The following is a 21,055-nucleotide window of genomic DNA, read 5'->3' on the forward strand; positions in this document are numbered from 1 at the left end:
CCTTGATTTGTAGCCCCGGATGAGCGAAGCGACATCCGGGATCTTTGTGAGGGAAGTCCCGGGTATCGCTGCGCTCACCCGGGCTACGAAGGACGTTCAGCTCTCGCCGAACACGCGCTTAAAGATCGTGTCGACGTGCTTGAAGTGATAGCCGAGGTCGAACTGCTCCTCGATCTCGGCGTCGGTGAGATACTTCTTCACGTCAGCGTCCTTCTTCAGAAGCTGGAGGAAGTCGCCTTCGCCGCGCCAGACCGGCATGGCGTTGCGCTGCACGAGCTTGTAGGCGTCCTCGCGGCTTGCGCCCTTCTGGGTCAGCGCCAGCAGAACGCGCTGCGAATGCACGAGGCCGCCGAGGCGGTCGAGGTTCTTCTGCATGTTGGCGGGGTACACCAGCAGCTTGTCGATCAGGCCGGCGAGGCGCACCAGCGCGAAGTCAAGCGTCACGGTCGCGTCGGGCCCCATCATGCGCTCGGCCGAGGAGTGCGAAATGTCGCGCTCGTGCCAGAGCACGACGTTCTCCAGCGCCGGCGTCACATAGGCGCGCACCATGCGCGACAGGCCCGTGAGGTTTTCCGAGAGCACCGGGTTGCGCTTGTGCGGCATCGCCGACGAACCCTTCTGCCCTTCGGAGAAGAACTCTTCGGCCTCCAGCACTTCGGTGCGCTGCATGTGGCGGATCTCCACCGCGAAACGCTCGACCGAGGACGCGATCACGCCGAGCGTCGAGAAATACATCGCGTGGCGGTCGCGGGGGATGATCTGCGTCGAGATCGGCTCGGGGACGAGGCCCATGGCCTTGGCAACATGCTGTTCGACGCGCGGATCGATCTGGGCAAAAGTGCCGACCGCACCGGAGATGGCGCAGGTCGCGACTTCCTTGCGTGCCGCGATCAGGCGCTCCCTGGCGCGCGAGAATTCCGCATAGGCATAGGCGAGCTTGAGGCCGAAGGTCACGGGTTCGGCGTGGATGCCGTGGCTGCGGCCGATGGTCGGCGTCATCTTGTGCTCGAGGGCGCGCTTCTTCAGCGCCGCCAGCACCTTGTCGAGGTCGGCGAGCAGCAGGTCGGCGGCGCGGGTGAGCTGGACGTTGAGGCAAGTGTCGAGCACGTCGGAGGAGGTCATGCCCTGATGGACGAAGCGCGCCTCGGGGCCGACGATCTCGGCGAGGTGGGTGAGAAAGGCGATGACGTCGTGCTTGGTCTCGCGCTCGATCTCGTCGATGCGGGCGACGTCGAAACTGGCGTCCTTGGCCTTGGCCCAGACCGTTTTGGCGGCCTCCTTGGGGATCGTGCCGAGCTCGGCAAGGGCGTCCGCCGCATGCGCCTCGATCTCGAACCAGATCTTGAACCGGGTCTGCGGCTCCCAGATCGAGGCCATTTCCGGGCGGGTATAGCGGGGGATCATTGGACTGCTCCAGGAAGGTGGGCGGGCGACCCGGAAGGGGGCGACCTGCCAAAATGCTTTTTACGCCGTGATCTAGCAGAGCGGGGAGGGCGAAACAAACGGCGCCGGCAACGTAGCGGGGATGATTGGGCTGGACAGGATCATCGGCCCGGCGGCGGCGGGGCGATGGGCAGCCGGCCTCAGGGGGGAAGCTCGCAGATATTAACTGTCAATCACGGAACATTGACTGACAGATATTGAAATCTGTCAGCGAGACGTGTATATCCATTCTTGGACGCTCCGATTGGGCGTCTGGCGGCATCCCGGGAGCCCGACGTCCCAAGCAAATGGGGGATTTAGGGTCGCAATTGAACAACGGGGACCGCCAATTGATTGGAGACTTACGACAATGACGACCGAAATCATCAATTTGACCGGGACGATTGGGCACTGGCTCAATTTACTGGTGGCGCGCCAGATCGCGGCGCAGGCTGCAAAACTGCCTCATTAAGGCGAGAGCTTTCCGAAACGACCGGCACGGGCGCTTCGGAAGCAGCTCCATCGCCGGGTAACTGAGCCCTCAACGGGAACATGGTGCTGGCATGAACGAAGCCGTTATCTTGACGCCGGAGCGGATCCTCGAAGTCACCGAGGACGTGCTGCGGCGTTACGGACTCGCCAAGGCCACCGTAGTCGACGTCGCCCGTGCGCTCGATGTGAGCCACGGCAGCGTCTACCGCCATTTCCCGAGCAAGGCCTCGTTGCGCGAGGCCGTCGCAAAACGCTGGCTGGACCGCATCGACGCGCCCTTACGCCAGCTCGCCGAAGAGCAGGGCCCGGCCCCGGCGCGGCTCGACCGCTGGCTGCGCACCCTGTTCGCCGCAAAGCGTTCGCGCGTGCTCGACGACCCCGAGATGTTCGACACCTATCTGACCCTGGCGCGCGAGGCCTGTGCAGCCGTCAAATGTCACAAGGACACGATGATCGACCAGATCGCGGCGATCCTGTCCGATGGCGTGACGCAGGGCGTGTTCGCCGTGGACGATGTCAAGACCACCGCGCGTGCGATCTTCGATGCCACCGTCCGCTTCCACCATCCGGCTCATGCCGACGAATGGAAGGACGCCGATCTCTCGGCGCGTGTCGATGCGACGCTGGCGCTGGTATTGCGCGGGCTGAAGGCGGCGTGAGGTTGCGGAGCCTGCGTACATCGCAGCTTGGGGCTTGATCCGCTCCTGCTCGTGCCTTTGGCAGGATGACGGGCTTGGCCTCGACGATTGTCTCGTGACCACCATCCCATCATCCTGCGTGGCTGTGAGCCGTCAGATGACGAAGTCCGTTGGATGCAGGGCCGCCGTGTGCACGCCGTCCAACGTGATGGTATCGTTGGCGGTGAGGTGGATCACGGCATCGCCGGCGCTATTGTCGCCAATGAGGCTGGAGAGGGCTGCCCAGTCTGCGAAGCCGTAGTCATGCAGATTGATCAGGTCATGTTCGCTGGTGGTGCTGCCGACAGCCTGGTTGCCTTGATTGAAATCGTTGATGATGTCCTGGCCGGAGCCCGTGTTGAACACGAACGTGTCGTTGTTCGGCCCGCCCCACAAGAGATCATTGCCGCCACCACCGTTGAGGGTATCCGTGCCTCCGGTGATCGAGCCGGGTGAGGAAGGAGCGTAGCTCATCGCATCGCCCGCCAGGCGATCGGGGCTCGATCCGCCGGTGAGGATGTCGTTCCCGCCGTGAGCATTGCCCGACATCGTGGGAGCGTCGCCGTACAACGTTGTGCTGAAAGCAGCTCGCTCGCCATCGACGACGGCAGTGAGGATATCGTTCCCGCCCTGGGTATTGTCGGACATGGACGTTCCGGAATCGCCCGACAGGCTTCCTCCTCCCAGCTGGGCGTCACTGCTCGCCGCAAAGGTCAGGATGTCGTTTCCGCCGACCGCGTTGTCGGTCATGGCACCCGTGGCATCGCCGCTGAGTGCGTCGCCGCCGCCATTTATCCCGTAATCCCTGGCGCTCAGCGTATCGTTCCCGCCGTGCGCATTGCCGCTCATGGCACCCCCAGCGTCTCCGCTGAGCGACCCGAACGATCTCCATCCGGTCGACGCCGTCAGCGTGTCATTTCCGCCTCCCGCGTTGCCCGACATGTCGCCCTGGACGTCGCCATAGAGATAAACATCGGTGTAGAGCGAGTTGTGGGCATCGACATTGAGGGTGTCGTTCCCGCCCTGGGTATTGTCCGCCATGGATTGGGCATCACCAACGGTGACGGCACTATCCCAGCCGCCATCCACGCTCACCACGAGACTGTCGTTTCCTCCGTTAGAATTGCCATGCATGGCCACCAGGTCTTCCCCAACGAGCGTCACGTTCGAGTTGAGACTCGATATGGCTGCCGTCAACGCATCGTTTCCGCCCCAGTCATCGGTTGCCAACCCGGGATCTCCGAGCACGGTCATGGATTGACCGAAGTCCGGCAGGGTGACTGCGATAGTGTCGTTTGGCAGTTGGTGCATGTCGCTTCACTCCGATTTCATTTCAGTCGCGGGGCCTGAAAGCAGCGGAGCTCTTTGCGAGACGCGCTGTGGCCGCGCTTAACGTTGAATTTGCTCGGAGTTGATGGCGGAGATTTGCTTTGGGTTGGATTTCATTGCGGCCGGAGGAACTTCGGCGCGCGGGGTAACGGAACTCGAGCGACGCCAGAAATTCGTCAGCCCGCAAGCCGCTGCGAGCCGCGCGAGCTGCGCATCCGTGCGCGCCCCGGTCTTCGTCTTGATCAGATAATGATAGTTCTGCAGCGTCTTGACTCTCGCGCTGGTATTGCGCGGGCTGAAGGCGTCGGCCGGACTTCCTTCGCGCGGTCCGAAGCCGCGACACCTGACGGGACCTGTCGGTTTCTATTCAGACCTTATGGGCAACGCTGCCATTGCCGAGCGAGCGCGGATGATGGGTCTTTTTTCGCGCACGTAAGGCGGCGTTGGCCGATGGCACGACCGACGGGCTTTCCGGATAGGTATTGACTTCGATTTCGACCACATCCTTTGACCGCTTTCGAAGGCGGTAGAACGCAAGTTCCTGTTCGAGAATGGGGCAGTGGAATTGGATCGTCGCTGTGTCTGGCAGACGGCAGAGTTCATCGATGAGCTCGCCGACAGTGATGATCGGGGGATGATGGATGGCTTCGCGAATAGCCTTACTCATGGCGCAACTCCCTCACTCCGCTACTAACCACGGCGCGACGGTGTCAGTTCCAATCCTACCGGTCACAGCATGATTTAAAGTGCGAGCCCCGGGCCAGCGCCCTAAAGCGCGGGCGCCAAATGCGAGCTGCGCAAGCGCAATATGCCGAACGGGTCTTCGCGCCCAGCGAGTTTGCGATAGGTCGCAAGGTCGTCGAGCGTCGGACCTTCCCCGCGCCTGACATTCACGCCCGCAACCGTTGCAACCGGAATCGACGTGCCGAGGCCTGCGTAGAGATAGTTGTCGCCGAACGCCTTCTTGAGCGCGGCAAAAGTCGGCTCGCCGGTGCAATGTCCCGGGGCTACGCTGTCGACCTTGAACCTGTCCTTGAGGGCGGTAACGACTTTCGCGATAGCTTCGTCAGGTGCGACGACCAGATGAAATCCTCCCGCGATGAGATGAATCCTGGGATTGATACCCGTCGCCGCTTCGACGATGCGCTCGATCCCTGGGTGCGAGCAACCGACCAGAAGGACCATGCCGTCGGCCGTGTTGACGGCCAAGGACAGCTCCTTGAGTTCTCTCGTGCCCGGTGCGTCGGAAATCAGCGGGATAAGTGTGATACCGGGAGCGATCTCGGTGGTCTGATCGATCAGTTCGAAGTTCGCGTGGGCCCATGCCGTGCCGAACTTCATCACCGCGGGCGGCTTGCCTGCATAGTACCGCATCTCCGGCGGCAAAGCCTCGTCCTTGCGGTAGAAGCCGGACGGCAGAGACGAGCCGTAGATGCCAAATCCTTCCTTTGGCGCGTAGATCTTGACCGTCGGATTGATGCTCAGGAGGTAGGACAAGCCGGCCATATGATCGGAGTGGCGGTGCGAAAGAACGACAAAGTCCAGGTCCGAGAGATCAACTCCCTTGGCCTTCACGTTCGCCGCGAAGATTTCGGGATCGTTACCCGTATCGAACAGGATGCGTTTTCCCGCGATTTCGACAAGGGCAGAGAAACCCCAGTCCTTCGTCATCGCCTCATCTGTGCCGAAGGCGTCATAGAGAATCGTGATCTGGTTTTTCGCCTCCGTTGCCGCGCTTTCCGTAAGCCCGGTCGCAAGAACGCCGAAGGCGATCAGTGCTGTAAGAAGACTGTTCCTGATGTTCATAGAAGCGTCTCCTGTTGTCGCGCAAGACATACAACGGGAACGAGGGCGGCTTCGAGGGCCGTCCAAACTGGCTCTCGACGAAAGATCGGAGCCGGACGCACATCCGCTGGCGGCTTGGTGCTGGATGCCGTGCCTGTGGTGAAACCTAGCACAATCTAAGAGAGATTTGGAGACCTTCGTTGGAATGGCCAGTTGGGAACCAGTTATTCTGGTCGCAGTAAACGGCTCGCCGTCACGCTCTAGATCTTCGTCAGCCCACAACTGGCTGCCAGCCGCACCAGCTGCGCATCCGTGCGCGCTCCGGTCTTGCTCTTGATCAGATAGTGATAGTTCTGCACCGTCTTCACGCTGAGATTGAGTTGCGCGGCGATCTGTTCGGTCGTGGCGCCGCCGGCGAACTGGCGCAGGATCTCGATCTCGCGTTCGCCCAGTTGATCCAACGCAGATCCCGTCGACAGGCTGTCCTCGGCCAGGATATGCGCGATGTCGTCGCTCATGGCGCGTTCGCCGCGCGCAACGCTGCGGATCGCGGACACGACCGCGGACGGCTCGCTGCTCTTGGTGACGAAGCCGCTGGCGCCGGCACTGAAGGCTGCCTTCACCAGCACGGCTTCGTTGTGCATGGTGAAAACGAGGATCCGGGCCCGTGGGCTGCGCGCGCGGATGTTGCGGATGGCTTCCAGCCCACTCGCGCCGGGCATCGAGATATCCAGCAAGACCACGTCGGGATCGCGCGCCTTGAAGGCGCTGTAGGCATCCGCGGCGTTGTCGGCTTCCGCCACGACATGCAGATCGCCCTGGCTCTCCAGCACGCGCCGATAGCCTTGCCGCACGATCGGATGGTCGTCGACCAGCAGCACGGAGATGCCTGTTGCCGTAATCTCGTTCATGCCGGCCTCACGCGGCGAGCGGGATGGTGGCGGCGACGCTGAGTCCGCCTCGGGCGGGCAGGATCGAGAATGAGCCGCCGGCCGCTGCGACGCGCTCGCGGATGCCCGTGAGGCCAAAGCCGGCCGACTGCTTTACGCGTGCTGCGTCGCCGCCGCCATCGTCCTCGACACGGATCAGCAATGCATCGTCGTCGCCCGCGCGCCGTTCCACGCTGAGCGAAATCTCGCGTGCCGCGCCGTGGCGCAGCGCGTTGGTCAGGCATTCCTGCGCGACGCGATAGGCGGTGGTGGCAGCCAGGCCGCTAATGTCGGTGAGGTCGCCCTTGAGATCGAGCTGGATCGTGGGCCGCGCCGCGCTCTGCGAGCGCCAGCTATCCACCAAATTCACGAGGCTCGCCTCCAGCCCAAGCTCGGCGGGCAGGGGATTGCGCAGGCGCTTCAGCGCGTCGCGTAGCGAGGCCATCAGATGATGCGTGGCCTGCGAGATCATCCGCGCGTCCTGCACGATATCGTTGTGCTTGTCTGCCTTCGTGCTCGCCGTCTCGATGGTGTTGGCGAAGGCGAGGATGGCCGAGAGATTTTGTCCGAACTCGTCGTGCAGCTCGCGTGCGAGCGCGCGGCGTTCGTCGTCACGGATCTCGATCAGGCGCCGCGTCAGCGCCGCGCGTTGCTCGGTCGCTTCCTCCAACCGGCCGCCGAGCTCGCCGACGGCGCTGCCGATCATCGCCAGCTCCATCGAGCGGAAGCGCGGCAGTTTCGTGCGATACTGACCGCGGGCCATGCGCTGCAAGGCGATCACGATCGTGCGCGCCGGCGCCAGCGCATGCGCGATCGCGAGCGAAGCCAGGAGCGCGATCGCCGCCGCCATCAAGAGCGCGACGTCGATCACGTTGAGGATGTATTCCCAGGCGAGCGAGATGGCGGCCGTTTCATCCGGCGTCGCGACCACCGTTCCGGCGGTCGCCGCGCGGGGGCTGACGGGCCGTATCGCTTCGGCATGGCTGCCGAGGAAGGTCGGCACAATCGATGCAAACCACCGCGGCGGCGCCTTGCCGAGCCCCTCGCTCTGGCCGCAGAGCGGCTTTTCGAATGCGATGGCCGGTTGGAATTCGACGCAGACGCCGGGTGAGATCAGCTTCATCGTCTCCAGCGTGCGCCACTCCGGAACCGGCAGAAGCTGCTCGCGTGTTCTGCTGCTACGCAACAAGAATTCGCGCCAGTACAGGGCTTGCAGCGCCTGGGCGACCCGCTGCGCCGAGGCCGCAGTCGCCCGGTCGACGCTGCGATAGGCGTCGAACGTGGCCCAGATGGTCGCCGCCCCGAGGCAAAGCGCGACGATGAGAAGCAGACGGGCGACAAGCTGAAGCACAAGGCGCATGCGATCACCCCATAATTTGGTAAGGTCAGCCTAACAACGCCGCCGCGCCTTGCCAATTGCGAGGCACGGCAAGATGGCAGCTCGGGCAAATTTCCCAAGCCGGATTGGGCATGGCTCTTTGGACCGGGCGCGGCGGCTTTGATCTAATGGGCGGAATTCACGGCCAGGAGCAGTGCAGCATGAGTTCGATGACGATTGGGCCGATCGCGGGGCCTGCTGCCGACCCATCCGAGCGCAGCGCGCTCCTGTTCTGGATGATCTTCACCGGGCTTTCGATCTTCGCCGTCGTGCTGCTGTGGCGGTTCGGCCTGATCCGTCTGATGCTGACCTCGGACCGGACCTACATTTCCAGCGTGATCGCACTGCTCTATGTGCTCACCTGCGGTCACTGCTTCCTGCGCACGCGGGCCATCGCCCGTGAGGGCGCGGCGGCCCGGCGCTGCCGCGCGGTGCTCGCGGCGCCCGAGGGCGGGAGGACGCTCGACGCCGGCGCGGCTGCGCTGCCGCGCGGGCTGGTGCGTGATCACATCGAGAGCCTCGTGACCAAGGCCGCGGCGCAGGACTACCGCCCGGTCGACCAGACCCTATTGCTGCGGACGCTTGCCGACCGGCTGCGCGGCTCCAACGGCTTCGGGGCCTTCGTCTCGGATACGCTGATGAAGCTCGGCCTGCTCGGCACCATCGTCGGTTTCATCATCATGCTGGCGCCAATCGCGGGGCTGGATGCCGCCGACAAGGTCGCGATGCGGTCCTCGATGGGGCTGATGAGCGACGGCATGGCGGTCGCGATGTACACGACGCTGGCGGGCCTGGTCGGTTCGATCCTGGTCCGCATCCAGTACTACATGCTGGATGCCGCGACCCAGCGGGTGTTCTCGGATGCCGTGGTGCTGACCGAGACTTATGTGACGCCGGTGCTGGAGCGCAAGGGTTTCGGAATCACGCGTTCTGGAATCAAGGGCGCTGGAATCGCGACATGATGGATGATTTCGGTCTCTATCCGCGCGAGGAGCCGTTCGATCCCTTGGGCGTGATGCTGTTCAAGGCACTCCAGGTGATCGCTTTCCTGTTCTTCCTCGCGCTGCTCGCGGTCTCACCGGACGCCAAGGACGGCAAGATCGATTCAAAGGCCGAGTTCATGATCACGCTGGACTGGCCCGACAGCCATCCCGACGATCTCGACCTGTTCGTGCAGGATCCCGTGGGCAACATCGCCTGGTATCGCCACCGCGAGGCCGGCTTCCTCACGCTCGACCGCGACGACCGCGGCGGAGCCAACGACTTCATCGTGGTCAACGGCAAGAAGATTGCCTCGCCGATCCGCGAGGAGATCGTCACGGTGCGGGGCATCGTTCCCGGCGAATACACCGTCAATGTCTCACATTTCGTGGCCACGACCGGCGAACCCGTCATAGCCAATGTGAAGGTGCAGAAGCTCAATCCCACAGCGCAAGTGGTCTTCGACAACAAGTTCACGGTCGATCACACCGGCGACGAGAAGACCGCGGTGCGGTTCCGGCTCGATGCCGAGGGCAAGGTCGTCAATGTGGATCAGCGGCCGAAATCGCTGCTGGAGACGTTTCGCAGCGGCTGGCGCAACGGCGCCGATCTCGACCCGAGCACTGGCGTGAGCAAGAACGCTGTGAGGGTGCGCCGTGACTAGCCTGCAGACGGTCATCCTCACGCTATCGATAGCTTACGCCGTCATCGGCGCGCTGCTGCTGGTCGTGTTGGTCTATGCGCGGCTGCACTGGTCGATCAAGGCCGTTGCGGTGGTCGTGACCAGCGCCTTCTATGTCGTCAGCTTCACGGAAATGCGCGGGCTGCTCGGCTGGGCCAGCGCCGACCGGCTGCCGGCCTCCTTCAAGCTGCTGAAGGCCCGCATCGTCGAGCCGCATTCGCTGGAAGGCGATCCCGGCTCGATCTATCTCTGGGTCGAGCAGCTCGACGAGGACAATCGCCCAAGCGGCATACCGCGCGCCTTTCGTGTGCCCTACAATGATAGGCTGGCCGACAAGGCCCATGCGGCGGAGAACGAGATCGCGCTGGGACATCCGCAAGGCGGCCGGGCCGCCGATTTCGGCGGCGGCGATGGCAGCCTCATCGACATGGTCAGGGAATATGTGACGCCCAAGACGATCCTGGAGACGAGCGGAGGCGATTCCTCGACCGGCGAATTCCTGGCGCCACCGGCCGGCGCGCAGGGCGCCGTGTTCACCCCGATTCCGCCGCCCCGGATGCCGCCGAAGGACGAGCAATAAGCTCTTCACCATCGCGACAGGGCAGCGCTGGCAAACCGCGCGCCGCTGGCGCATGTTCTTGACCTCCCTCAATTTGGCCTTATCGGCTCCCAATAAGGTTCGAGGGTGGAGGGTGCGTGCTTCTCGCTGTCTTCTCGGACATCCACGGCAACCGGCAGGCGTTCGAGGCCTGCCTGAAAGTCGCGCGGGCGCGTGGCGCCGAGCGGTTCATCCTGCTTGGCGACTTCGTGGGCTATGGCGCCGATCCGGAATGGGTAGTGGATACCGCGATGGAGCTGGTCGCCCAGGGCGCCGTCGCTGTGCGCGGCAACCATGACCAGGCGGTGAATTCCTCGGCCGAGACCATGAATGCCGAGGCGCAAATCGCGATCGAATGGACCCGCGGCCGGCTCGACACCGCGCAGCGGCGGTTCCTGGCGGAATTGCCGATGCTGGTGGAGGAGAGGGATCGTCTGTTCGTGCATTCGGAAGCCTCCAGCCCCCTGAGCTGGCACTATGTCCGATCGACGGCGGACGCCGCCAAAAGCCTGATCGCGACGCCCGCTCATGTCACGTTCTGCGGCCACATCCACCGCCCGGCGATCTATTCGATGTCGGTGACGGCGAAGATGTCGGGACTCGTGCCCAAGACCGACGTCTCCGTACCGCTGCTGCGCGGGCGGCAATGGCTAGCGGTGCTCGGCTCGGTCGGCCAGCCCCGCGATGGCGATCCATCCGCGGCTTTCGTGCTGTTCGATACGGTCACCTGCCTGATCACCTATTGCCGCGCGCCCTACGATGTCGAGACGGCCGCGAACCGGATCCGTGAGAACGGCCTGCCGCACTGGCTCGCCGACCGATTGTCGCAGGGGCGCTAGAGGCGATGCCGAAACCCCTCGTCAAATCAGGCGCAGAGATCGACGGCTACACCATTGGCGAATGCGTCCATGCCGGCGGCATGGCGACGCTGTGGACGGTCACCCATCCCGGCATCGAGGTGCCGCTGCTGATGAAGATTCCGCGGGTGTCGGAGGGCGAGGACCCCGCGGCGATCGTCTCCTTCGAAATGGAAATGATGATCCTACCGCGGCTGGCCGGGCCGCACGTGCCCTCAAGCTTCGGCACCGGCGATTTTGCCCACCAAGCCTATGTCGTGATCGAGCGCATCTCCGGGACCACGCTCTACAAGCGGCTGCCCGACCTGCCGCTGCCGTATGACGAGGCGCGGCAACTCGTCGCCAGGATCGCGACGGGGCTCGCGGATTTGCACCGGCAGAACGTGATCCATCACGACCTCAAGCCGAGCAGCATCATGTTCCGCGAGAGCGGCGAGGCGGTGCTGATCGACTATGGCCTGTCGCATCACAACCACCTGCCGGACCTGTTGCAGGAGGAATTCCGCCTGCCTTACGGCACCGCGCCCTACATGGCGCCTGAACGGCTGTCAGGGGTGCGCGACGATCCGCGCAGCGATTTGTTCTCGCTTGGCGTGCTGCTCTATTTCTTCACGACCGGCGAGCGGCCGTTCGGCGAGGGCGAGACGCTGCGTGCGATGCGGCGCCGGTTGTGGCGCGATCCGCACCCGCCGCGCGGCTTGCGCGCCGACTATCCGCCCTGGCTCCAGGAGGTGGTGCTGCGGTGCCTCGAGATCGAGCCGGTGCGGCGCTATCCGACGGCGTCGCAGCTCGCCTTCGATCTGACCCATCCGGACCAGATCAGGCTCACGATGCGCTCGGAGCGAATGAAGCGCGATCCGCTCAGCGTCGCCTGGCGCCGCCGGTTCAACCAGGGTGTCATGGCGCCCCGCGCGAAATCGGATGTCGCAGCCCAAATCGCATCGAGCCCGATCCTCGCGGTCGCGCTCGATACGGCGGAAGGCGAGCCGGAGTTGAACGAGGCCCTGCGCATGACGACGGAACGCATTCTCGCCACGCTGCCGTCGGCGCGGCTCGCCTGTCTCAACGTGCTGAAGCTCAACCGCATCGCGATTGACAGGACGCTGGATGAGCAGGGCTCCAACAAGCATATCGACCGGTTGGTGGCGCTCAGGCACTGGGCCACTCCGCTCAAGCTCGATGAGAGCCGGCTGTCGGCTCACGTGCTGGAAGCCGTCGATCCCGCGGCGGCCATCCTGGAGTTTTGCGAGGTGAACCACGTCGACCACGTCATCATCGGCGCGCGGCAGGGCTCGTTCAGGCGCACGCTGCTCGGCAGCGTCTCGGCCAAGGTGGCCTCGGAAGCGGCCTGCACCGTTACCGTGGTACGGCCGCCGCGAATGGCTGCGGATGTGGGCGAAGAGGCCGGATAGGGCGGCGCTCTGGATCCTGGAGATTCAGGCCGCGTGAGCGGTGTGGACGGAGCGCTTGCGGCGGATCGGCCAGGAGAATTGCGGGCCGGGCTCGCCGTGATCCGCGCTACCGCCGAAGAACTGGATGATCTCGCGGCAGGGCTCGCAGTTGAACAGGTTACGCGACGCGGACGCCTTGGTCATTTCTTTCAGGCAGTTCGGGCAATGCGGCTTCATGAGCTTGGTCCAGAAAAGAATTCAATGCCGGCGCGGTGACCGGAGCGGATGATCCAGGTCCATGTCGGGCCCGGTGTCGTCGCGCATCTCGCCTTCGGTGCGTTCGAGCCGACCGAAGAAAAAATCGAGGTCAGGATGCGGGCGCCGCGGGATGCGGCACCGGCGCTTCGGCTGACGCTTTACGAGCGCGATCTGCATGGGGTCAGGCCCGATACCAGTCGCGACGGGCGATGCGGGCCGAGCGTACCGAGACCTTCACCGGTCCGGCTGATGGACCAAACACAACAAACGCACAAAAACCAAGCCACAACGCCACGCCAGTCCAAACCAGGGTCGTCGTCATGATGTGCTCCCGCGAAACAGGCAAGAATCACTAGCGGTGATTTGCGCGAATCAGGGAAGCCCGGAGGAGTACGGATCAAGGTTGCAAATTTAGGCATTGCGCGCCGCAACACCCGTAGAAGCCGCACGTCTGCGGAGCCGAGCGGGCCCTCAGATCGCCTCGCCACGCGCGCCCGCGGCGGCGTTGCGGATCGCCGCGATGTTGGTCTTGTAGGCGTCCTGCGTGCCGCCCCTGAACACGGACGTGCCGGCGACGAAGGCGTTGGCCCCGGCTGCGGCCAGGGGACCTGCGACTTCGGGGCCGACACCGCCGTCGACTTCGATGTCGATCGGACGGCCCGCCGTCATCGCGCGGATGTCGCGGATCTTGCCGATCGCGGAGGGGACGAAGGCTTGGCCGCCGAAGCCGGGATTGACCGACATCACCAGCACGAGGTCGACTAGGTCCAGAACGTATTCGAGCGCGCTGATCGGCGTGCCCGGATTGAGCGAAACGCCGGCCTTCTTGCCGAGCGCGCGGATCGCCTGAAGCGAGCGGTGCAGATGGGGACCGGCCTCGGCATGCACGGTGATGTGGTCGCAGCCGGCTTTCGCAAAGGCCTCCAGGTAGGGGTCGCAGGGCGAGATCATCAGATGCGCGTCGAAGATCTTCTTGGTGTGCGGGCGCATCGCCTTGATGACGTCGGGGCCATACGAGATGTTGGGAACGAAGTGCCCGTCCATGACGTCGAGATGGATCCAGTCGGCTCCGGCGGCGTCCACGGCGCGCACCTCCTCGCCGAGCCTGGAGAAATCCGAGGCCAGGATCGAGGGCGCGATTGCCAGGGGGCGGGGAGCGAAGGCTTGGGTCATGGCGGTTTCCCGTGGCGGCCGTGAAAGATGGACTCGCCTAACATGGGCCTCTCAGCCGGGCAATGCAGGGGCGGCGTGCTTCCTGTGGGCGGAAATTTCTGCCGCGACCGGCATGAATTGCCGGTGTTCCCTGGCCGTACAATGCGCGGTGAAAGCGGATTTCATTGAGCTTTTTGCGCTGGCACGGCGCTTGCTGACTTCACCTGAACAGAACATTGGCCGCGGCATGCCGCATCGGTTGGAGTTGTGCAATGTTGTTCGCTCTTGGGGCCGTATCGAGCGCGCTCGACGCGATCCAGTCGCTGACGAATTCGAAATCGCCCTCGTCGACGCAGAAGACGGGGTCCTCGCAAAAGCCTGCGACCAATCCGTTCGCGATCGACAGTGGCAGCAACAGCACGACCGGCGCGACCTCGTCGGTCAATGCGGGCAAAACCCCGCAGATCTCGCCGGAGACGATGAACGCGCTGTTCGCCGCACAGAGCCAATCCTCGGACACTACGAGCAGCGCAGCGAGCTCGACCTCGTCCAGTTCAACATCCTCGTCCTCGACGCGCCGCGACGCCGCCCTGAAGGACCTGTTCTCGCAGATCGATGGCGACGGCGACGGCAAGATCACCAAGTCGGAATTCGAGAATGCGCTCGGCGCCGGCGGCACCAACCTCGCGCAGGCCGACGACGTTTTCTCGAAGCTGGATTCGAATGCCGACGGCAGCGTCAGCCTCGATGAGATGTCGAAGGCACTGAAGAGCGGCCATCGCGGCCACCATCATGCGCAAGGTGCGGGCGATGCGTCCGGTAGCGGTTCGAATTCCTCCTCGCCCTCCAGCGGCGGCTCGACCTCGACCTCGACGACCGGGGCCGACGGCTCGACCACCACCACGGTCACCTACGCCGACGGCTTCAAGATGTCGACGACGGTCCCGGGCGCCTCCAGCCCCCGTAATTCGGCGTACGATCTGTTCGCGCAGTTGATGCAGCGGCAGGGCGGGCAGGGACAAGGTGCCTCAGCGGCTGTCGGTTCATCGATGTCGATGAGCGTGTAACCTTGCTCACGGCTAGCCTGCATATTCGTGAGTGATGTCACGGTAGAGATAACGGTCGCGGATTTCGCGGTTGAAGAATGTACCCTTTGAGCGCGCATTCCTGAACGCCGCGGCGACCTCGGGCGGAACGTCCTCGTAGACATAGAGACGTCCGCTGACGAAAGTCACTTTCAGCTCGCGAGTCTCGGGCGCATAACGGAAAAACCGGATCACGGAGGACGGCATGGCGGTGCACCTTGGCCCGTCAGGGTAACGCTGTGTCAGCCGTTTCGTTTCTAGCCGAACCGATCCTTCCACGCCGGCAGCGCGCCGGCAAACGGCAGGGCCGTCGCATTGTAGACGCCGCGAGCGATCGCGCGTGCGACCACGTTGGCGGCGACAGTTCCCAGTTCGGTGAGGCCGACCAGCGGCTCGATCGGCTTCTCGCCCGTTGCGGCGGCGAACAGCACGTCGCCATCGGTTGGGGCATGCACCGGATAAATCGCACGGGCGAACCCGGTATGCGCGATCATCGCAAGCCGCTTGGCCTGGGCCTTGGTCAGCGTGGCATCGGTGACGACGAGGCCGATCGTGGTGTTCTCACGCGCGTTCGCGGCGGGCCCGCCCTTGATACGCATCGCCAGCATGTCCGGCGTGAACGCGGACGGCAGGCCGCGCCCGCCGAACTCGCCGTTCTCCTCGAACGGCGCAGCCCAGAACCAAGGCCCCTCGCCAATGGTTGTGCTGCCGACCGCGTTGACGACGATGATCGCAGCGACCTTGATGCCATTGGCCAGGACCGCGGAGGCCGACCCCAGTCCGCCCTTGAAGGTTGCGGTGGTGGCACCGAGGCCGGCGCCGACGCTGCCCAGTGCGAAATCGTCGCTGGCGGCCAACGCTGCGGCGTAGCCGAGATCGCGATAGGGCGCGAAGCGTCCCCAGGCCTTGTCGCCACCGTTGAGCAGGTCGAAAACGATCGCGCCGGGGACGATCGGAATCACCGCCTCGCGAATCCGCAAGCCGCGGCCTTGTTCGGCGAGCCAGGCCTGGATGCCGCCGCCGGCGTCGATTCCAAAGGCTGAGCCGCCGGACAGCGCAATGGCGTCAACGCGATCGACGGTGCTGGCGAGGTCGAGCAACGCGTCTTCGCGCGTGCCGGGTCCGCCGCCGCGAACATCGATGGCCGTAACTGCGGGGGCGTCGAAGATGATCGCGGTCGTGCCAGTGGCAATTTTCGCATCCTCGGCATGGCCGACGCGGACGCCGGCGATATCGGTGAGAAGGTTTTTCAAGGCGGCTCCGCAGGGCTGAAGGGCGTCCGCTTCAGCGATATCGCAGGGGCGCCGCAGGCTCAACCCGCGAGCGCGGTCCTCAGCATCTTGGCGAGCTCGGACTTGCGGTAGGGCTTCGCCAGCAGCAGCACGCCGGAATCGAGTCGCCCGTGATGGACGATGGCGTTCTCGGTGTAGCCCGAGGTGAACAGCGTCTTCAGGTCGGGGCGGCGGCGAGCCGCCTCGTCGGCGAGCTGGCGGCCGTTCATGTTGCCGGGCATGATGACGTCCGTGAACAGCAGGTCGATGTCCTTGTCGGCGTCGATAATGACGAGGGCCTCGGCCGCATTGCCGGCTTCGAGGGCGACATAGCCGAGGCTCTTGATCTGGGTCACGACATATTGGCGCACCAGCGCGTCGTCCTCGACGATCAGGATCTTTTCGTGGCCGCCGGTGACGGGCGCGTTCTGGAGCGCCTCGAACTCGGTCTCCTGAACGCCGCTCGAGCGCGGCAGGTAGATCTTCACGCTCGTGCCGTGGCCTTCCTCGCTGTAGATCTTGATGTGTCCCCCGGACTGCTTGACGAAGCCGAACACCATGCTGAGCCCGAGGCCGGTGCCCTTGCCGACCTCCTTGGTGGTGAAGAAGGGATCGAACACCCGGTCCATCAATTCCGGCGGGATTCCGGAGCCGGTGTCGCTGACGGCGATCATGACGTAATTGCCAGCCACCACGTCCGGATTCATGCTGGCATAGCCGTCGTCAAGAAAGATGTTGCGGGTCTCCAGCACCAGCGTGCCCCCGTTGGGCATGGCATCTCGCGCGTTCAGCGCGAGATTGAGGATCGCGGTGGAAAGCTGGCCCGGATCGATCAGTGCCGGCCACGCATCCTCGGTGAGTTGCGGCATGATGGTGATCTGCTCGCCGAGCGTGGGATGCAGGAGCTTTGCGGCCTCGAGCGTCAATGCGTTGACGTCGATTTCGCGCGGTTGGAGCGGCTGCTTGCGGGCGAAGGCGAGCAGATGCTTGGTCAGTTGCGCGCCGCGTTCGGCGGCGTCGTCGATCAGCTTGGTGATGGCAGCGAGCTCGGGACGGTCAGCGACCGCGTCCGCCAGGATGCCGATCGTGCCGGTGATGACGGTCAGCACATTGTTGAAGTCGTGCGCGACACCGCCGGTCAATTGACCGATGGAGTCCATCTTCTGGACGTGCCTGAACTGCGCCTCGGCGGCCTGCTTCTCGGTGAGGTCGCGACCGATGAAGAAATGGCGCTTGACCGGATCGGACCAGGTGCCCATCCAGTTCAGCGTGACCTCGTGACCATCGTAGTGGTAGTAGCGCGCCTCGAAGCTGCGCTTGACCGCGCCACGCCGCGCCGCGCGCATCTCGTCGCGCGTCTTCTGGAGGTCATCGGGATGAATAAACTCGGTGGCGCTGTGCCCGATCATGTCCTCCGGACTCAAGCCCAGAATGGTCTTCACGCTGGGGCTGACCTGGATGAAATTGCCAAAACCGTCGGTGACCAGGATCAGGTCCTGCGAGGTCTCGAAGATCCGCTGCCGCTCCTCGACCTCGCGGCGCAGTTTTTCTCTTGCCTGCTTCTCTTCCGTGATGTCGTGGGCGATCTTGGAAGCGCCGATGATCTGTCCGTTGGCTGATTTGAGCGGAGAAACATTGAGAACGACGTCGAGCGGCCGACCGTCCTTTCGGATCCGGACCGTTTCATGCTGGGCGATCGTTTCATTGCCGCCGACCCTGTTCAGGATACCCCTGACCTCGGCCTTGCGGTCCTCCGGCACGATGATGTCGATCGGTTGGCCGATGGCCTCCGCGGCGGCATAGCCGAACAGATGTTCGGCGGCCTTGTTCCAGCCCGTGATGACACCGTCGAGGGTCTTCGTAATGATGGCATCATTGGCGGATTCGACGACGGCCCCGTACAGCGCAAGGCGCTTGCCATAGTAGTCGCGATCCAATGCTGACTGCTGGCGCAACCTGCCGACGAGCCCCAGCGTGTGCGCCTGGAGGCGGACATTTTCGATCAAAAGCACTGCGAGCACGAAGGTCGCCGCGCAGAGGCCGTAGACGCGGCCGGCGTAGAAGCCGAGATCGAAGCGCGCGACGTTGACGATCGCCGACAGCGCGATGTCGAACAGCCACGCGCACATCACCACCATGAGCCAGACGTCGATGACCGAATGCGGACGGCGGAACCACAGCGAGACCAGCGCGGCAAAGCTCAAGGACCAGACAAAGGCCACCACGCCGATCATGATCTGCGTGTAACGGCCGTCGCGCAGCAGGACCGGAAGCAGGTCGTGCTGGGCAGTGACGATCCAGGTCAAGACGACCATGACCGCGGCGACGCCGACCACGCTGGCGTAGATCGCCTTGCTTGCCGAGCCCGCGATCCGGGCGCCGCCGTCGGCCTCCTTCAGCCAGGCATAGGCCAGCACGCAGAGCGGGAAGCCACCGTGCCAGATCATGTAGAGCCAGACCGTGGTCTGCTGGTTGGCTCCCAGCAGCCCGGTCGGCGAAAAAAGTCCGGGGAAGGTAAGAGCATGGACCACGGCCGCGGCAGCGGTGAACAGATAGCCCGTCGCCAGCACGAGCAGCGCGCGGGTCCTGAGCACCGCAAACTGCGACAACAGCAGGACCGCGGTGACGATGTCCGCGACCACAAGGGCGGATTGATAGCTCGCGACGAAGGCTGGCACGGGCAGCAGCGGGATACCTGCGAAGGGCACGGCCACTGCGAACAAGATCGATGAGATGCCCACGATCGCCAATGCTGCGGTGCGATCTTTCGGGGTGGCCGGCAGCGTCGAAAGGAATGTGCTCCGATCGGTCGGCGCGGACACGTGCAGCTCTCGCAGATCGGTCTTGAGCATCTTTGCCAATCTCATTTGGCCCAACGAATTTCCGTCCATGGTAGCGGGTTCTGGGCACGCATCATGACAAAACCCACCGCGACTCAACCGAAGGTTACAGCTTACTTAATTTTATGGGGAACGCGCACGGGGGATCGGGTAAGACGCGCTTTACTGGACGGTGCCATAATGCTCTCCCGCTGCTACGGGTTCCAGGTTTGAATCAGGCATTTTGAATTCAGGATCCGGGAGTTGTTCCCTATGCCCCGCGTTCTCATCATCGACGACCAGAAGGACGTCCGTGCGATGGTCGCGATCGTGCTGCGCGTCAACCGTTACGACGTCGTTGAGGCCGATAGCGGCGCAGCCGGGGTGAAAGCCTTCACCGAGACCTGCTTCGACGCGGCAATCGTGGACATTTTCCTTGGCGATACCAGCGGCGTCGAGGTCATCACGACGCTGCGCGAGCTTGCACCGAGTCTCCCGGTCGTTGCGGTGTCGGGGATGACGGCACTGGACTTCATGGAACAATCGCCCCACCTCGCCAACGTGGTCTGCCTGCAAAAGCCGTTTCGGCCGAACGATCTTCTTCAAGCACTAAGGAACGCCCAAGCCGCAGCGGACGGCGCGCTGCCTGCTGCCGTCTGACCCTGACGCAGGAAGAAACGCCCCGGGGCAAGCCGGGGCGTGACGATGATTGGATGAGGCCTTCAGGCCCCTGGCAACCGTGCTTAGGTGCCGTTGCCGCTGATCGCGGCGTAGCCGCCCTTGGCGTCCCATTTGTAGACGACGTAGTCGAGCTGCTTGATGTCGCCCTTGGCGTCATACTCGATCGGCCCGATCACGGTGTCCCACTTGCCGGCCTTGATGGCGGCCATGACCTTCTTGGCATCGGTGGTGCCGGCCTTCTTGGCCGCCTGCGACCAGACCTGCATCGCCGCGTAGGTGTAGAGCGTGTAGCCCTCGGGGTCGATGTTCTTGGCCTTGAAGGCCTCGACGATCTTCTTCGCGGTCGGCTTATTGCGCGGATCGGGGCCGAAGGTGAACAGCGTGCCTTCGCCGGCAGGGCCGGTGATGGAGGCATATTCCTTGTCGGCGAGCGCGTCGCCGGCCATCAGCACGGTCTTGAGGCCCTGGTCGCGCATCTGGCGCAGGATCAGGCCGCTCTCCTGATGGTAGCCCCCGACATAGACGAGATCGATGTTGTCGCGCTTCAGCCGCGAGACGATCGCGTTGAAGTCCTTGTCGCCCTTGTTGTAGGACTCGTACATCTTCTCGGTGACGCCGGCCTTGTTGAGCGCCTTCTTGGTCTCGTCCGCAAGACCCTTGCCGTAGGTGGTCTTGTCGTTGAGGATGGCGATATTCTTGCCCTTGTAGTTCTTGGCGATGTACTGGGCGGCGACCAGGCCCTGCTGGTCGTCGCGGCCGCAGACGCGCGCCACGTTCCACAGTCCGCTATCGGTGAACTTCGGATTGGTGGAGGCGGGAGTAATCTGGAGCACGTTGCCGTCGGCATAGGCTTCCGACGCGGGGATCGACGACGACGAGCAATAATGCCCGGCCACGAAGGGGATCTTCGCGCCGGCGATCTTCTCGGCGATCGAGCGCGCCTGCTTCGGGTCGCAGGCGTCGTCCTCGACGGACAGCGCCAGCTTCTTGCCGTTGAGGCCGCCGGCGGCGTTGATGTCGGCTACGGCCATCTCGGCGCCGTTCTTCATCTGGCGGCCGAAAGCGGACTCGCCGCCGGTCATAGGACCTGCGACTGCGACGGTGACATCCTGCGCGAATGCCGCGCTCGACAGCGCGATCGACGCGCCGAATGCCAGACCGATGAGCTTCAGTGATTTCATGAGATACCTCGAGGGTGGTCGCCTGTGGGAGTTACCGGGCATGCCCGGTTCAAACCGGCGCTATTCTTGAATGAATTCGAGGAGAAG

Annotated in this window: 22 protein-coding genes and 1 pseudogene; 8 read left to right on the top strand and 15 right to left on the bottom strand. The window is 64.0% G+C overall.

From position 1 onward, the window contains the following. Nucleotides 1-96: 96 nt before the first annotated feature. A complete protein-coding gene (gene purB, locus IVA75_RS01745; RefSeq protein ID WP_247287255.1) occupies nt 97-1,404 on the bottom strand; it encodes an adenylosuccinate lyase in 1,308 nt (435 codons plus the stop codon). Between the two features lie 581 nt (nt 1,405-1,985). Here purB and IVA75_RS01750 point away from each other — a divergent pair. Then, on the top strand, nt 1,986-2,573 hold the full coding sequence (locus tag IVA75_RS01750) for a TetR family transcriptional regulator (protein ID WP_247287254.1): 588 nt from the start codon (nt 1,986-1,988) through the stop codon (nt 2,571-2,573). 132 nt (nt 2,574-2,705) lie between these two features. Here IVA75_RS01750 and IVA75_RS01755 read toward each other — a convergent pair whose 3' ends face one another. From IVA75_RS01755 to IVA75_RS01780, 6 genes and pseudogenes are all read right to left on the bottom strand, one after another. Continuing rightward, nucleotides 2,706-3,902 (bottom strand): hypothetical protein, encoded by a 1,197-nt coding sequence (locus IVA75_RS01755; RefSeq protein ID WP_247287253.1) that lies wholly within the window; start codon nt 3,900-3,902, stop codon nt 2,706-2,708. A 192-nt stretch (nt 3,903-4,094) separates the two neighbouring features. Next, nucleotides 4,095-4,193 (bottom strand): annotated as a pseudogene (locus tag IVA75_RS01760) (DNA-binding response regulator); the annotation flags it as partial. Between the two features lie 94 nt (nt 4,194-4,287). Beyond that, nucleotides 4,288-4,587, bottom strand: a complete 300-nt coding sequence (locus IVA75_RS01765) for a hypothetical protein (protein ID WP_007612080.1) — start codon at nt 4,585-4,587, stop codon at nt 4,288-4,290. 101 nt (nt 4,588-4,688) lie between these two features. Beyond that, nucleotides 4,689-5,726, bottom strand: a complete 1,038-nt coding sequence (locus IVA75_RS01770; protein WP_247287446.1) for an MBL fold metallo-hydrolase — start codon at nt 5,724-5,726, stop codon at nt 4,689-4,691. 239 nt (nt 5,727-5,965) lie between these two features. Beyond that, the gene (locus tag IVA75_RS01775; protein WP_247287252.1) at nt 5,966-6,616 is read right to left on the bottom strand and encodes a response regulator transcription factor; all 651 of its coding nucleotides are present in this window, start codon (nt 6,614-6,616) and stop codon (nt 5,966-5,968) included. A gap of 7 nt (nt 6,617-6,623) precedes the next feature. After that, nucleotides 6,624-7,994, bottom strand: coding sequence for a histidine kinase (locus IVA75_RS01780; protein ID WP_247287251.1), 1,371 nt, complete (start codon nt 7,992-7,994; stop codon nt 6,624-6,626). Nucleotides 7,995-8,173: 179 nt separating this feature from the next. Here IVA75_RS01780 and IVA75_RS01785 point away from each other — a divergent pair, with 179 nt between their 5' ends. The 5 genes from IVA75_RS01785 (at nt 8,174) to IVA75_RS01805 (ending at nt 12,542) form a co-directional block, all read left to right on the top strand. Beyond that, nucleotides 8,174-8,974, top strand: coding sequence for a MotA/TolQ/ExbB proton channel family protein (locus IVA75_RS01785; protein WP_247287250.1), 801 nt, complete (start codon nt 8,174-8,176; stop codon nt 8,972-8,974). After that, the gene (locus IVA75_RS01790; RefSeq protein ID WP_247287249.1) at nt 8,971-9,657 is read left to right on the top strand and encodes a hypothetical protein; all 687 of its coding nucleotides are present in this window, start codon (nt 8,971-8,973) and stop codon (nt 9,655-9,657) included. The genes IVA75_RS01785 and IVA75_RS01790 overlap by 4 nt, the downstream gene beginning before the upstream one ends. After that, on the top strand, nt 9,650-10,255 hold the full coding sequence (locus IVA75_RS01795) for a hypothetical protein (protein WP_247287248.1): 606 nt from the start codon (nt 9,650-9,652) through the stop codon (nt 10,253-10,255). The genes IVA75_RS01790 and IVA75_RS01795 overlap by 8 nt, the downstream gene beginning before the upstream one ends. Before the next feature lie 116 nt (nt 10,256-10,371). Then, complete coding sequence (locus tag IVA75_RS01800; protein WP_247287247.1) at nt 10,372-11,112, top strand: metallophosphoesterase family protein; 741 nt, start codon at nt 10,372-10,374, stop codon at nt 11,110-11,112. 5 nt (nt 11,113-11,117) lie between these two features. Beyond that, nucleotides 11,118-12,542, top strand: a complete 1,425-nt coding sequence (locus IVA75_RS01805; protein WP_247287246.1) for a bifunctional serine/threonine-protein kinase/universal stress protein — start codon at nt 11,118-11,120, stop codon at nt 12,540-12,542. A gap of 24 nt (nt 12,543-12,566) precedes the next feature. Here IVA75_RS01805 and IVA75_RS01810 read toward each other — a convergent pair whose 3' ends face one another. From IVA75_RS01810 to rpe, 4 genes are all read right to left on the bottom strand, one after another. Then, nucleotides 12,567-12,758 carry a hypothetical protein gene (locus IVA75_RS01810; protein WP_007602380.1) on the bottom strand — a complete coding sequence of 64 codons (192 nt, stop codon included), beginning with the start codon at nt 12,756-12,758 and terminating at the stop codon, nt 12,567-12,569. 21 nt (nt 12,759-12,779) lie between these two features. Next, on the bottom strand, nt 12,780-12,956 hold the full coding sequence (locus IVA75_RS01815; protein WP_197031140.1) for a hypothetical protein: 177 nt from the start codon (nt 12,954-12,956) through the stop codon (nt 12,780-12,782). A 4-nt stretch (nt 12,957-12,960) separates the two neighbouring features. Further along, the gene (locus tag IVA75_RS01820) at nt 12,961-13,101 is read right to left on the bottom strand and encodes a hypothetical protein (RefSeq protein WP_162847284.1); all 141 of its coding nucleotides are present in this window, start codon (nt 13,099-13,101) and stop codon (nt 12,961-12,963) included. 149 nt (nt 13,102-13,250) lie between these two features. Further along, nucleotides 13,251-13,952, bottom strand: coding sequence for a ribulose-phosphate 3-epimerase (rpe, locus tag IVA75_RS01825; protein ID WP_247287245.1), 702 nt, complete (start codon nt 13,950-13,952; stop codon nt 13,251-13,253). Nucleotides 13,953-14,203: 251 nt separating this feature from the next. On the opposite strand from rpe, the gene IVA75_RS01830 reads away from it, so the two are divergent. Next, nucleotides 14,204-14,998 (top strand): EF-hand domain-containing protein, encoded by a 795-nt coding sequence (locus tag IVA75_RS01830; RefSeq protein ID WP_247287243.1) that lies wholly within the window; start codon nt 14,204-14,206, stop codon nt 14,996-14,998. A 12-nt stretch (nt 14,999-15,010) separates the two neighbouring features. Here the strand turns inward: IVA75_RS01830 and IVA75_RS01835 are convergent, their stop codons facing one another. The 3 genes from IVA75_RS01835 to IVA75_RS01845 are packed head-to-tail and all read right to left on the bottom strand — an operon-like array spanning nt 15,011 to nt 19,139. Further along, nucleotides 15,011-15,223, bottom strand: coding sequence for a KTSC domain-containing protein (locus IVA75_RS01835; RefSeq protein WP_247287240.1), 213 nt, complete (start codon nt 15,221-15,223; stop codon nt 15,011-15,013). A gap of 50 nt (nt 15,224-15,273) precedes the next feature. Further along, nucleotides 15,274-16,269, bottom strand: coding sequence for a P1 family peptidase (locus IVA75_RS01840; protein ID WP_247287238.1), 996 nt, complete (start codon nt 16,267-16,269; stop codon nt 15,274-15,276). 59 nt (nt 16,270-16,328) lie between these two features. Continuing rightward, nucleotides 16,329-19,139 (bottom strand): PAS domain S-box protein, encoded by a 2,811-nt coding sequence (locus tag IVA75_RS01845; RefSeq protein WP_247287236.1) that lies wholly within the window; start codon nt 19,137-19,139, stop codon nt 16,329-16,331. 240 nt (nt 19,140-19,379) lie between these two features. On the opposite strand from IVA75_RS01845, the gene IVA75_RS01850 reads away from it, so the two are divergent. Continuing rightward, nucleotides 19,380-19,766, top strand: coding sequence for a response regulator (locus tag IVA75_RS01850; protein WP_247287234.1), 387 nt, complete (start codon nt 19,380-19,382; stop codon nt 19,764-19,766). A gap of 83 nt (nt 19,767-19,849) precedes the next feature. On the opposite strand, the gene IVA75_RS01855 is transcribed toward IVA75_RS01850, so the two are convergent. Then, nucleotides 19,850-20,968: a branched-chain amino acid ABC transporter substrate-binding protein gene (locus tag IVA75_RS01855; protein ID WP_007602405.1), complete on the bottom strand. Its 1,119-nt coding sequence runs from the start codon at nt 20,966-20,968 to the stop codon at nt 19,850-19,852. Nucleotides 20,969-21,055: the final 87 nt, after the last annotated feature.

The sequence above is a fragment of the Bradyrhizobium sp. 134 genome, from assembly GCF_023074155.1.
GTDB lineage: Bacteria > Pseudomonadota > Alphaproteobacteria > Rhizobiales > Xanthobacteraceae > Bradyrhizobium.

Bases quoted from the DNA above. Each gene is read 5' to 3' on its own strand.
- IVA75_RS01855 (WP_007602405.1), bottom strand. From the start codon at position 20,968: ATGAAATCACTGAAGCTCATCGGTCTGGCATTCGGCGCGTCGATCGCG.
- IVA75_RS01765 (WP_007612080.1), bottom strand. From the start codon at position 4,587: ATGAGTAAGGCTATTCGCGAAGCCATCCATCATCCCCCGATCATCACT.
- purB (WP_247287255.1), bottom strand. From the start codon at position 1,404: ATGATCCCCCGCTATACCCGCCCGGAAATGGCCTCGATCTGGGAGCCG.
- IVA75_RS01790 (WP_247287249.1), top strand. From the start codon at position 8,971: ATGATGGATGATTTCGGTCTCTATCCGCGCGAGGAGCCGTTCGATCCC.
- IVA75_RS01830 (WP_247287243.1), top strand. From the start codon at position 14,204: ATGTTGTTCGCTCTTGGGGCCGTATCGAGCGCGCTCGACGCGATCCAG.
- IVA75_RS01755 (WP_247287253.1), bottom strand. From the start codon at position 3,902: ATGCACCAACTGCCAAACGACACTATCGCAGTCACCCTGCCGGACTTC.
- IVA75_RS01785 (WP_247287250.1), top strand. From the start codon at position 8,174: ATGAGTTCGATGACGATTGGGCCGATCGCGGGGCCTGCTGCCGACCCA.
- IVA75_RS01835 (WP_247287240.1), bottom strand. From the start codon at position 15,223: ATGCCGTCCTCCGTGATCCGGTTTTTCCGTTATGCGCCCGAGACTCGC.
- IVA75_RS01770 (WP_247287446.1), bottom strand. From the start codon at position 5,726: ATGAACATCAGGAACAGTCTTCTTACAGCACTGATCGCCTTCGGCGTT.
- IVA75_RS01845 (WP_247287236.1), bottom strand. From the start codon at position 19,139: ATGCTCAAGACCGATCTGCGAGAGCTGCACGTGTCCGCGCCGACCGAT.
- IVA75_RS01810 (WP_007602380.1), bottom strand. From the start codon at position 12,758: ATGAAGCCGCATTGCCCGAACTGCCTGAAAGAAATGACCAAGGCGTCC.
- IVA75_RS01750 (WP_247287254.1), top strand. From the start codon at position 1,986: ATGAACGAAGCCGTTATCTTGACGCCGGAGCGGATCCTCGAAGTCACC.
- rpe (WP_247287245.1), bottom strand. From the start codon at position 13,952: ATGACCCAAGCCTTCGCTCCCCGCCCCCTGGCAATCGCGCCCTCGATC.
- IVA75_RS01815 (WP_197031140.1), bottom strand. From the start codon at position 12,956: ATGCAGATCGCGCTCGTAAAGCGTCAGCCGAAGCGCCGGTGCCGCATC.
- IVA75_RS01775 (WP_247287252.1), bottom strand. From the start codon at position 6,616: ATGAACGAGATTACGGCAACAGGCATCTCCGTGCTGCTGGTCGACGAC.
- IVA75_RS01850 (WP_247287234.1), top strand. From the start codon at position 19,380: ATGCCCCGCGTTCTCATCATCGACGACCAGAAGGACGTCCGTGCGATG.
- IVA75_RS01780 (WP_247287251.1), bottom strand. From the start codon at position 7,994: ATGCGCCTTGTGCTTCAGCTTGTCGCCCGTCTGCTTCTCATCGTCGCG.
- IVA75_RS01820 (WP_162847284.1), bottom strand. From the start codon at position 13,101: ATGACGACGACCCTGGTTTGGACTGGCGTGGCGTTGTGGCTTGGTTTT.
- IVA75_RS01805 (WP_247287246.1), top strand. From the start codon at position 11,118: ATGCCGAAACCCCTCGTCAAATCAGGCGCAGAGATCGACGGCTACACC.